Genomic DNA, 10,639 nt, shown 5'->3' with positions numbered 1-10,639 from the left:
GTCTGGGCAGATAGGAGAGCTTGTTCGGACGCCCCGGCGTCCTGTCCGGTGCCGTCCGGGCTGTTGGCCGGGACGGGACTGTCCGGATCGGATCGCACACGGACCGAACAAGTACTAGGGAGGACTCCGTTTCGGTACAAGCACGGTACGAGGCGGTCGCGTCGGGCGGTCGTCGCGCAGCGTGAAGGAGTCGGCCGTGGCCTCACCCATGTCCGCGAGCAGTTTCCTCAAGGCACTGAAAGCAGAGGGCCTCACCGTCGTCCAGGTCGACGACTGGCGGGACCACAACCGCAACCACAAGGGCCCGTGGGGGCCCGTGCACGGCGTGATGATCCACCACACGGTGACCAAGGGCAGCAAACGGACCGTGGAGATCTGCCGCAAGGGCTACGAGGGCCTGCCGGGTCCGCTGTGCCACGGGGTCATCACCAAGGACGGCAAAGTCCACCTGGTCGGCTACGGCCGGGCCAACCACGCCGGGCTCGGCGACGACGACGTCCTGCGCGCGGTGATCGCGGAGAAGGGGCTGCCCCGGGACAACGAGACGAACACCGACGGCAACAGGCACTTCTACGGCTTCGAGTGCGAGAACCTGGGCGACGGCGACGATCCGTGGCCGACGGCACAGCTGGAGGCGATCGAGCGGGCCGCAGCCGCGATCTGCCGCCATCACGGGTGGAATGAACGATCCGTCATCGGCCACCTCGAATGGCAGCCGGGGAAGGTCGACCCCCGGGGGTTCACGATGGCGTCGATGCGGGGGCGGATCCGGGACCGGCTGAAGTGACCCGTGCGCCGTGCGCCGGCGGCGTGACAATGGCAGGGTGAACGGCACCGACCCCTCTGGCCCCGCCATCCTGCGACCCCGCCTGCCCTCCCCGTTGCAGGAGGTCGCCGACGGGCGGTTCGAGCGTCGCGGTGTCCGGTTGCTGCTCAAGCGGGACGATCTGATCCACCCCGAACTGGTCGGCAACAAATGGCGCAAACTCGCGCCGAATCTCGCCACGGCGGGAGGTCGTGCCGTCGTCACGTTCGGCGGCGCCTACTCCAACCACCTGCGCGCCACGGCCGCCGCCGGCCGACTGCTCGGGCTGCCCACAGTGGGCGTGGTACGCGGTCAGGAACTGGCCGGCCGACCGCTCAACCCCTCCCTGACCCGGTGCGCGGCCGACGGCATGCGGCTGCACTTCGTCGACCGGTCGACGTACCGCCGCAAGACCGAACCGGCGACCCTGGCGGCCCTCCTGCGCTCGGTGGACGCCGAGGACGCGGTCGTCGTCCCCGAGGGCGGCAGCAACGCGGAGGCCGTCCGCGGCTGCCGGGCTCTCGGTGAGGAACTGGGCGAACACACCGACGTGGTCGCGCTCGCCTGCGGCACCGGCGGCACGCTCGCCGGGCTGGCCGCCGGCCTCCCCCCGGGCCGCCGCACACTGGGAATACCGGTGCTCAAGGGCGGCTTCCTGGCAGACGACATACGGCGGCTCCAGGAGCGTGCGTTCGGTGGGCTCCGCGGCTCCTGGAGCCTCGACGACCGCTTCCACTACGGCGGCTACGCCCGTACCACTGCCGAGCTCGACACGTTCGCCCAGGACTTCGAAGACCGCCACGGTCTCCCCGTGGAGCGCGTCTATGTCGCCAAGATGCTCCACGCCCTGCTCGTCCTCACCGAGGAGGGCGCCTTCCCCCGAGGGACCACCCTGACGGCGGTCGTCACGGGCCGTCCCTTTCCCTGAACGCCGCCCCCGCACGGCCTCGGCCGGCCAGAGCACCTCCCGGGCGTCCGGCGCCGCGCGCGTGACGTCCCCGCCTCGCCGCAGGCCGCGTCGGACCGTCGGCACGGCCGGCAGCGTCGCACCGCCAGCACATCCGGCCCCACATCGCGCCACCCGCACATCCGGCCGGCCCCACATCGCACCACCCGCACATCCGGCCGGCCCCACGACGCACCACCTGCTACCCGGTCGGCCGCCGGCCCGCTACGCCGTCTCCCGGTACGCCGCCGCCTCCTCCAGGTCCAGCCGGCGCAGCAGCGTCCGCAGCATCTCGTCGTCGATGTGGCGGCCGTCCCGCAGCCGGACGAAGACCTCCCGCTCGGTGCCGATCATCTCCCGGGACAGCCGCCGGTAGGTGTCGTCGGCGCTCTCCCCGGTGACGGGGTTGACCTGCCCCAGCCGTTCCCAGACGGCGTTGCGGCGGCGCTCCAGGACCGTGCGGAGGCGGTCGACGAGTGGGGCAGGCAGGGCATCGCGCTCGTCGGCGAGGAGGTCGTCCAGGCGCTGCTCGGCGGCGCGGGAGGCCTGCGCCTGCGCGTTGGCCTCCGCCAGCGTCCGGGCCTGTACGTCGTGAGCGGGGAACTGCAGCAGGCGGATCAGCGGCGGCAGGGTGACGCCCTGAACGACGAGCGTGCCGATGACCGTGGTGAAGGTGAGGAACAGCAGCAGGTCGCGCTCGGGGAAGGGCTCGCCGCCGTGCACGGTGAGCGGGATGGAGAAGGCGATCGCCAGCGAGACCACACCCCGCATCCCGGCCCAGCCGATCACGAACGGCCCCTTCCAGGAGAGGTCCCCCTCGCGCGCGCGGACGCGTGCCGACAGCCGCGGCAGGAAGGTCGCCGGATACACCCACACGAATCTCGCCACGGCGACCACCAGGAAGACGGCGACCGCGTACCGGGCGACGTCGGCACCCTCGTAGCCCCCGAGCCCCCTGAGGACCACGGGCAGCTGGAGTCCGATCAGGGCGAACACCGCCGACTCGAGGACGAACGCGACCATCTTCCACACCGCCTCCTCCTGGAGGCGGGTGGCGAAATCGACCTGCCACGCGCGGTGGCCGAGGCAGAGTGCGACGACCACCACCGCGAGCACCCCGGAGGCGTGCAGCTGCTCGGCGACCGCGTAGGCGACGAAGGGGATCAGCAAGGAGAGCGTGTTCTGCAGCAGTGCCTCCCTCAGGTGTGTGCGCAGCCACTGGAGCGGCACCATCAGCACCAGTCCGACGCCGACGCCGCCGACCGCGGCGATCAGGAACTCCGTGATTCCCCCGGCCCAGGTGGCGCCCTCGCCGACCGCCGCGGCGAGCGCCACCCTGAAGGCGGTGATCGCGGTGGCGTCGTTCACCAGGGACTCTCCCTGGAGGATCGTGGTGATCCGGGAGGGCAGCCCCACGCGGCGCGCGACCGCCGTGGCCGCGACGGCGTCCGGCGGCGCCACCACCGCGCCGAGCACCAGCGCCGCGGTCAGCGGCAGACCGGGCACGATCAGGTACGCGGCCCAGCCGACGACGAAGGTCGCGAAGAGCACGTAACCCACGGACAGCAGCGCCACAGGCCGCAGCTGGGCCCGCAGGTCGAGGTAGGAGCTGTCGGTGGCCGCCGTGTGGAGCAGTGGGGGCAGCAGCAGTGGCAGGACAATGTGCGGGTCGAGGGTGTAGTCGGGCACGCCGGGTACGTAGCTCACCGCCAGGCCCACCGCGACCAGCAGCAGCGGCGCGGGCACCGGCACCCGCCGTCCCGCCGCGGCGATCACGGCGCTGCCCGCCACCAGCAACAGCAGCGGCATCACATCCATCGTCGTCGCCCGCTCTCTTTCCGCGCGGCCCTCCGCACACCCGACGTAACCTGGCAATCATGAAACAGTGCACGCACGCCGACGCGCTGCCGCACCCGGAACCGGAACCGCGGAGCGAGACCTGCCCGGAGTGTCTGGCCGAGGGCACGGAGCCGGTGCAGTTGAGACTGTGCCTCTTCTGCGGTCACGTCGGCTGCTGCGACTCCTCGCCCGGGCGGCACGCGACGGCGCACCACGAGGACACCGGCCACCCGGTGATGCGGACCTTCGAGCCCGGGGAGGACTGGCGCTGGTGCTTCGTCGACCACGTCCTCGTGTGACCTGTGTCCGGGACGGTTCGACCGCCTGACGCCTGGGTACGTCAACCCGGCGCGCGCTCTTCCGATTTGGGCCCGCCACACCCCTAGCCACTGTGCGTGTTCACGTGTTTACTATGAGTGACAGCAAGGGGTTGGGGTCTCGGGGACAGGAAAGTTCGGAGCGCGATAACGTCACCGCTGAACCATGTATCGCGTTACCCCGAGGGGCGGCCCTCGGCCCTGTAACGCTTGTACCACCTTGGAGGTGAGGGTGTCCCAGATCGCAGGCGAGCCCGCGACCCAGGACTTCGTCGAAGTCCGGCTGCCGGCCGCGGGTGCCTACCTGTCGGTGCTGCGTACGGCGACGGCCGGCCTCGCAGCCCGTTTGGACTTCACCCTCGACGAGATCGAGGACCTGCGCATCGCAGTAGACGAGGCCTGCGCGATCCTGCTTCAGCAGGCCGTGCCCGGTTCGGTGCTCAGTTGTGTCTTCCGCCTCGTCGACGACTCGCTCGAGGTCACCGTCTCGGCGCCGACCACGGACGGCCACGCCCCGGCGCGGGACACCTTCGCCTGGACCGTGCTGTCCGCACTCGCAGGCAAGGTCTCCTCTGCCGTGGACGAGGACAAAACCGTTTCGATCAGCCTCTACAAACAGCGCGGCGCGGGACCCGGGCCGACGTGAGGAACGGGGACGGGCCGGTGCGGGACGAAGAGCGCGGCACAGGGGAGCTGCCGGCCGAGGGCACACGTTCTGAGAACGAGGCCCGGCGGATGGCGGACGGCATCGACGGCATTCCCGAGCAGGCCCGGCCGCATCCGGAGGACGAGGCCTCGCCCGAGGCCGTCGTCCCGGGCGACGGGCAGCGGACCGGGGACACACCCGTCCGTCCCGTCCGCGCGGAGGCGAGTGCTCGGGAAAGGGCAACGGGCGGGACGATGAGCGAGCACGAGCGACACTCCGAGGACGGCGCGGCGGGTGCACGGGGCGGGCAGGGCACACGGCACGACCCGCAGGACCGCAGCGGGGCCCGTCTCCTGTTCGCCGAGCTGCGCACGCTGACGAAGGACAGCCCCGAGTACGCGGAGCTGCGCAATCGGCTGGTCCGCATGCATCTGCCGCTCGTCGAGCACCTCGCGCGCCGCTTCCGCAATCGGGGAGAGCCCCTGGACGACCTCACCCAGGTCGCCACCATCGGACTGATCAAGTCGGTCGACCGGTTCGACCCGGAGCGCGGGGTGGAGTTCTCCACGTACGCGACCCCGACGGTCGTCGGCGAGATCAAGCGACACTTCCGGGACAAGGGCTGGGCGGTGCGTGTCCCGCGTCGGCTGCAGGAGCTGCGACTGGCCCTGACGACGGCCACCGCTGAGCTTTCCCAGCTGCACGGGCGCTCCCCCACGGTCCACGAGCTCGCCGAGAAACTGGCGATCTCGGAGGAGGAGGTCCTGGAGGGCCTGGAGTCGGCCAACGCCTACTCCACGCTGTCCCTGGATGTCCCGGACACCGACGACGAATCCCCGGCGGTCGCCGACACCCTCGGCGCCGAGGACGAGGCGCTGGAGGGCGTCGAGTACCGGGAGTCACTCAAGCCTCTGCTGGAGGATCTGCCACCGCGGGAGAAGCGGATCCTGCTGCTGCGCTTCTTCGGCAACATGACCCAGTCGCAGATCGCGCAGGAGGTCGGGATCTCGCAGATGCACGTGTCGCGGCTGCTGGCGCGCACGCTGGCGCAGTTGCGCGAGAAGCTGCTGGTCGAGGAGTAGCCGTCGGCGCCCGGAGACCACCGGACGACTGTTGCGCCCGGTCAGTGCCGGGCAGCGGTCACTTCTGGGCGCTGCTGGGTCCCCGGATGCCGAGGGCCTGGGTGGTCGCGGGGTTCACGAGCAGCACCAGTGCCGTGACGGCCACGACGCCGAGCACGATGCCCGCCGGGATGGCCACGCTGTCTGCCTGCAGCAGGTTGTAGGCCACGGGCAGGGCCATGATCTGCGTGATGACGGCGGGCCCACGGCTCCAGCCCCGCCGACCGATGAGTCCGCGGGCGGCGAGCAGCGGCAGCAGGGCGAGGACCATCAGGGTGATGCCGCCGGTGACCGCCGAGGTCCGGTCGTTGGGGTGGCCGGTGAGGCCCACCACGAGCATCCAGACGCCGCCGACGACAAGCGCCAGCCCCTCCAGCGCGGCGAGCGCGGCCGCGGCGGTCAGCCGGCCAGGGCGGGGGCCCGCCTCTTCGGCGGCTGCGGGGGTGGGGTTCTGCTCACTGCTCACCCCTGAAGGGTAGCCCTCGGCGCACCGATACCCGCGAGCGCGTCCGTCGTGCCGCTCCCCGCAAACGCGCACCGCGCCGCAAAGGCCTACCACCGCAACGACGCACCGCCCAACGACGCACCGCACGCGCCCCGCGCCGGCGGCCGAACCGCACGCGCTCCGCTCCCGCGGCGATCCTCACCTCGGACTGGGCCGAGTACCACCCAGTAGGTACCCTGCACACCATGCGTGCACTTCTCGTGGTCAATCCGGCGGCAACCACCACGAGTGCGCGTACGCGCGACGTGCTGATCCACGCCCTCGCGAGCGAGATGAAGCTCGAGGCGGTCACCACCGAGTACCGCGGCCACGCGCGCGACCTCGGCCGGCAGGCGGCACAGAGCGACGACGTCGACCTGGTGGTGGCGCTCGGCGGCGACGGCACGGTGAACGAGGTCGTCAACGGTCTGCTGCACGCCGGCCCCGACCCGGAGCACCTGCCCGGTCTCGCCGTGGTCCCCGGGGGTTCCACCAACGTCTTCGCCCGCGCCCTCGGCCTGCCCAACCACGCGGTGGAGGCCACCGGCGCCCTGTTGGACGCGCTGCGCCAGGGCAGCGAGCGAACCGTCGGACTGGGCCTGGCGTCGGGCACGCCGGGCTCGGAGGACGAGGCGGTCCCGGCCCGCTGGTTCTCGTTCAACGCCGGACTGGGCTTCGACGCCGGTGTGGTCGGCCGCGTCGAGCAGCACCGCGAGCGCGGCAAGAAGTCGACACACGCCCTCTACGTCCGTCAGGTGATGCGCGCGCTCATCGGCGAGCCGCACCGCCGCAGTGGAACGATCACCCTGGAGCGGGCGGGTGAGGACCCGGTCACCGATCTGGTGCTGTCCATAGTCTCGAACACGTGTCCCTGGACGTTTCTCGGCAACCGTCCGATCTACGCGTCACCCAAGGCGTCGTTCGACACCGGGCTCGACGTCTTCGGCCTGCACCGCCTGTCCACGGCGGCGGTTGCCCGGTATGGCACCCAGTTGCTCACTTCGTCCCCCGAGCGCGGGCCCCGGGGTCGACACGCCGTCTCCCTGCACGACATGACCGAGTTCACCTTGCAATCGAAGGTGCCACTCCCCCTCCAGATGGACGGTGACCACCTGGGGCTGCGGACCAGCGTGACGTTCACAGGCGTTCGCCGTGCACTGCGTGTGATTGTGTGAGCAGAAGGGGCGAAAGTCCTTTCACTCGAACGTTTAGACCAGGGTCCACCCCATAGAAGTACGGCTGTGACCTAGTCGACACCGCAGAATCTAAAAAAACTTTCCGGAAGGGGTTGTATCCGCCGCCGAGGTTTGCGAGTCTCTACTTGGCGATCGGGACGGCCCGCAAGACCGGCCTCCACAGATCACCAGAACCCCTCTTCAAACCACAGGACCACGTCAGGGCAACCTGGCGGTAGGCCCTTCCCTTGTTGAGGGATTCGTGAAAGCGTTCACATTCACAAGCATTCCAGCATGTAATACCAAGGAGAGGTAGCAGCCATGGACTGGCGTCACCGCGCCGTTTGCCGCGAAGAAGACCCCGAGCTCTTCTTCCCCATCGGCAACACCGGTCCCGCGCTGCTGCAGATCGAGGAAGCCAAGGCCGTCTGCCGTCGCTGCCCTGTCATGGAGCAGTGCCTGCAGTGGGCGCTCGAGTCCGGCCAGGACTCCGGCGTCTGGGGTGGTCTCAGCGAGGACGAGCGCCGCGCAATGAAGCGCCGTGCCGCCCGCAACCGGGCTCGTCAGGCTTCCGCCTGACCATCCACCCCTGCTGACAGCCTGAGCTTGGCGGCGTGTACAGCGAGTACACAACCCCCGCTCCCGAGCCGCAGCGCGCAGTACCGATGCGATCGCACGAGCACTGGCCTCGGACCTTCACCGGTCCGGGGCTTTTTGCTGTCCGGCCGGCCCCGCCGTCCACGGGGTCCGCCTCGCTGCCTACTTCTCCGTGGGCACCGGGATGTCCAGGATCACCCGAGTGCCGCGCTCCGCGGCCGGGACCATGTCGAAGGTGCCGCCCAGCTCGCCCTCCACCAGGGTGCGGACGATCTGCAGGCCGAGGTTGCCGGAGCGGTGCGGGTCGAAGTCCTCGGGCAGTCCGACACCGTCGTCCTGGACGGTGACCAGCAGCCGGACCTCCTTCGTCGTACCGCCACGGACCGCGGACACCTCGACCGTGCCGGTGTCGCCCTCCCGGAAACCGTGTTCCAGCGCGTTCTGCAGAATCTCGGTCAGCACCATCGACAGGGGAGTCGCGACCTCGGCGTCCAGGATGCCGAAGCGACCGGTGCGCCGACCGGTGACCTTGCCCGGCGAGATCTCGGCCACCATCGCCAGCACTCGGTCGGCGATCTCGTCGAACTCCACCCGCTCGTCCAGGGTCTGAGACAGCGTCTCGTGCACGATCGCGATCGACCCGACCCGGCGTACGGCCTCTTCGAGCGCCTCGCGCCCCCGGTCGGACTCGATGCGCCGCGCCTGGAGGCGCAGCAGTGCCGCCACCGTCTGGAGGTTGTTCTTCACCCGATGGTGGATCTCCCGGATGGTGGCGTCCTTGGTGATCAACTCCCGCTCGCGGCGGCGCAGTTCCGTCACGTCTCGCAGGAGAACCAGTGAACCGATGCGCGTGCCCTTCGGCTTGAGCGGGATGGCGCGGAACTGGATCACGCCGTCGTGCGCCTCGATCTCGAACTCGCGCGGCGCCCAGCCGCTGGCGACCTTGGCGAGCGCCTCGTCCACCGGGCCGCGGGAGGGGGCCAGTTCGGCGGTGGTCCGGCCGAGGTGATGGCCGACCAGGTCGGCGGCGAGGCCCATGCGGTGGTAGGCCGACAGCGCGTTCGGGGAGGCGTACTGGACGATGCCGTCCGCGTCGAGCCGGATCAGGCCGTCACCGACCCGGGGCGAGGCGTCCATGTCGACCTGCTGGTTCTCGAACGGGAAGGCACCGGCCGCGATCATCTGGGCCAGGTCCGACGCGCTCTGCAGATACGTGAGTTCCAGACGGCTCGGGGTTCGCACGGTGAGCAGGTTGGTATTGCGTGCGATGACACCGAGGACACGCCCCTGGCGCCGTACGGGGATGGACTCGACGCGGACCGGGACCTCCTCGCGCCACTCCGGGTCGCCCTCGCGCACGATCCGGCCCTCGTCCAGGGCGGCGTCCAGCATGGGGCGCCGGCCACGCGGGACCAGGTGGCCGACCATGTCGTCCTGGTACGAGGTCGGTCCCGTGTTGGGCCGCATCTGGGCGACGGAGACATAGCGCGTGCCGTCGCGGGTGGGCACCCACAGGACCAGGTCGGCGAAGGAGAGGTCGGAGAGGAGCTGCCACTCCGAGACCAGCAGGTGGAGCCACTCGAGGTCGGAGTCGTCGAGTGCTGTGTGCTGGCGTACGAGTTCGTTCATGGAGGGCACGTGGCTGAGCGTACCTGGCGGTACGGACAGTGCTCGAAACCCTCCGGATTCCCTCGCCGCCGGTCCCGGATCCGGCCCTGGGAACACCCGCGGGCCGCGGCGCCTGAGAGGGACCCTCAGCCCTCCCGGCACCGCAGCCCGGAGCAACAACGGCCGTGGGGTGTGCGGTCCCGGTCGGCCGAAGGATGAGGAGCCGGGGCAGTCAGGGCAGAGAGCTCCGGTTCCTCGGTCCGCCCTCCTGTGCGGGGAAGGCGGAAGCCTGACGATCACCTTGCACGAAGGTCACGGCACGTGTCCCACTACAAGGGCCTCCATGGCCATTGTGGACTAGACCACTCATCGTGTCCACGTGAGGGACGATGTTTGTCGTTGTCGCGTTCCGTCGACTACTCGGACACCCGAGCATCCGGCCAAAGCGTAACCCCGTTGGCTCACACAGAGGGCCAGACGGCCAGGGCAATTTCCGCGAGCGCCTCCAGCTCCGCCCGGCTCGCACCGTCGCGCGCCTGCTGGGACATGCCCTGGATCATGGCGCCGGTGTACCGGGCCAGAGCGGTCGCGTCGGTGTCCGGCGGCAGCGCGCCCGCGGCCACGTCGGCGCGGATCCGGTCCTCGATCCCGGCGATGTTGGCGTTCCGCCGCTCCCGCAGGGATTCCTCGACCTCGGAGGTCGAACAGTTGACGGCCGCGTGGATGACGAGGCAGCCGTGCGGCCGGCCGGGGGCCGTGTACTCGACGGCGGCCTCGCGCAGCATCCGCTCTGTCCCCGCACGGGCGGTCGGCTCCTCGGCGAGGGCGCGGGTGCCGAAGGAGCCGTACCGCACGCCGTACTCGTGGACGACCTCCTCGAAGAGTGAGCGCTTGTCGCCGAAGGCGGCGTACAGGCTCGGGGTGCCGATGCCCATGACCCGGGTGAGGTCCGAGACGGACGTGGCTTCGTATCCGCGCTCCCAGAACGCCATCAGCGCCTTCTCCAGGGCCGTCGCCCGGTCGAAGGAACGGGGCCGGCCACGGGACCTGGCCACGGCGCCCCGAGCTTGTACCCCTACCTGTCCGCTCTTCTCACTGCTC

General features: G+C 70.5%; 11 protein-coding genes. 7 read left to right on the top strand and 4 right to left on the bottom strand.

Annotated elements, in window-relative coordinates; all coding sequences use genetic code 11:
• The first annotated feature begins 208 nt into the window (after positions 1-208).
• Entirely contained in the window at positions 209-787 is a 579-nt protein-coding gene (locus tag ABEA26_RS32930; protein ID WP_345597321.1) for an N-acetylmuramoyl-L-alanine amidase, read from the top strand.
• Positions 788-824: 37 nt separating this feature from the next.
• Complete coding sequence (locus tag ABEA26_RS32925; protein ID WP_345597318.1) at positions 825-1,733, top strand: 1-aminocyclopropane-1-carboxylate deaminase/D-cysteine desulfhydrase; 909 nt, start codon at positions 825-827, stop codon at positions 1,731-1,733.
• A 243-nt stretch (positions 1,734-1,976) separates the two neighbouring features.
• Here ABEA26_RS32925 and ABEA26_RS32920 read toward each other — a convergent pair whose 3' ends face one another.
• The gene (locus ABEA26_RS32920; RefSeq protein WP_345597317.1) at positions 1,977-3,569 is read right to left on the bottom strand and encodes a Na+/H+ antiporter; all 1,593 of its coding nucleotides are present in this window, start codon (positions 3,567-3,569) and stop codon (positions 1,977-1,979) included.
• 59 nt (positions 3,570-3,628) lie between these two features.
• Between ABEA26_RS32920 and ABEA26_RS32915 the strand changes: the two genes are divergently transcribed.
• The 3 genes from ABEA26_RS32915 (at position 3,629) to ABEA26_RS32905 (ending at position 5,635) form a co-directional block, all read left to right on the top strand.
• Positions 3,629-3,889, top strand: a complete 261-nt coding sequence (locus tag ABEA26_RS32915) for a UBP-type zinc finger domain-containing protein (protein ID WP_345597315.1) — start codon at positions 3,629-3,631, stop codon at positions 3,887-3,889.
• Between the two features lie 250 nt (positions 3,890-4,139).
• Positions 4,140-4,553, top strand: a complete 414-nt coding sequence (locus ABEA26_RS32910) for an ATP-binding protein (protein ID WP_217167603.1) — start codon at positions 4,140-4,142, stop codon at positions 4,551-4,553.
• A 17-nt stretch (positions 4,554-4,570) separates the two neighbouring features.
• Complete coding sequence (locus ABEA26_RS32905) at positions 4,571-5,635, top strand: RNA polymerase sigma factor SigF (RefSeq protein ID WP_345597311.1); 1,065 nt, start codon at positions 4,571-4,573, stop codon at positions 5,633-5,635.
• 58 nt (positions 5,636-5,693) lie between these two features.
• On the opposite strand, the gene ABEA26_RS32900 is transcribed toward ABEA26_RS32905, so the two are convergent.
• Complete coding sequence (locus ABEA26_RS32900) at positions 5,694-6,140, bottom strand: hypothetical protein (protein ID WP_345597310.1); 447 nt, start codon at positions 6,138-6,140, stop codon at positions 5,694-5,696.
• 224 nt (positions 6,141-6,364) lie between these two features.
• On the opposite strand from ABEA26_RS32900, the gene ABEA26_RS32895 reads away from it, so the two are divergent.
• Both ABEA26_RS32895 and ABEA26_RS32890 read left to right on the top strand, forming a co-directional pair.
• Entirely contained in the window at positions 6,365-7,333 is a 969-nt protein-coding gene (locus ABEA26_RS32895; RefSeq protein ID WP_345597309.1) for a diacylglycerol/lipid kinase family protein, read from the top strand.
• Between the two features lie 321 nt (positions 7,334-7,654).
• A complete protein-coding gene (locus ABEA26_RS32890) occupies positions 7,655-7,912 on the top strand; it encodes a WhiB family transcriptional regulator (RefSeq protein ID WP_003973730.1) in 258 nt (85 codons plus the stop codon).
• Between the two features lie 180 nt (positions 7,913-8,092).
• Here the strand turns inward: ABEA26_RS32890 and ABEA26_RS32885 are convergent, their stop codons facing one another.
• On the bottom strand, positions 8,093-9,568 hold the full coding sequence (locus ABEA26_RS32885) for a sensor histidine kinase (RefSeq protein ID WP_345597308.1): 1,476 nt from the start codon (positions 9,566-9,568) through the stop codon (positions 8,093-8,095).
• A gap of 431 nt (positions 9,569-9,999) precedes the next feature.
• A complete protein-coding gene (locus tag ABEA26_RS32880) occupies positions 10,000-10,593 on the bottom strand; it encodes a TetR/AcrR family transcriptional regulator (RefSeq protein ID WP_345597319.1) in 594 nt (197 codons plus the stop codon).
• Positions 10,594-10,639 lie beyond the last annotated feature (46 nt).

It is taken from the genome of Streptomyces marokkonensis (genome assembly GCF_039539045.1).
Classification (GTDB): Bacteria; Actinomycetota; Actinomycetes; order Streptomycetales; family Streptomycetaceae; genus Streptomyces; species Streptomyces marokkonensis.
Note: the sequence above shows the minus strand (reverse complement) of the source record. Positions and strands in the feature narration are given on the sequence as shown.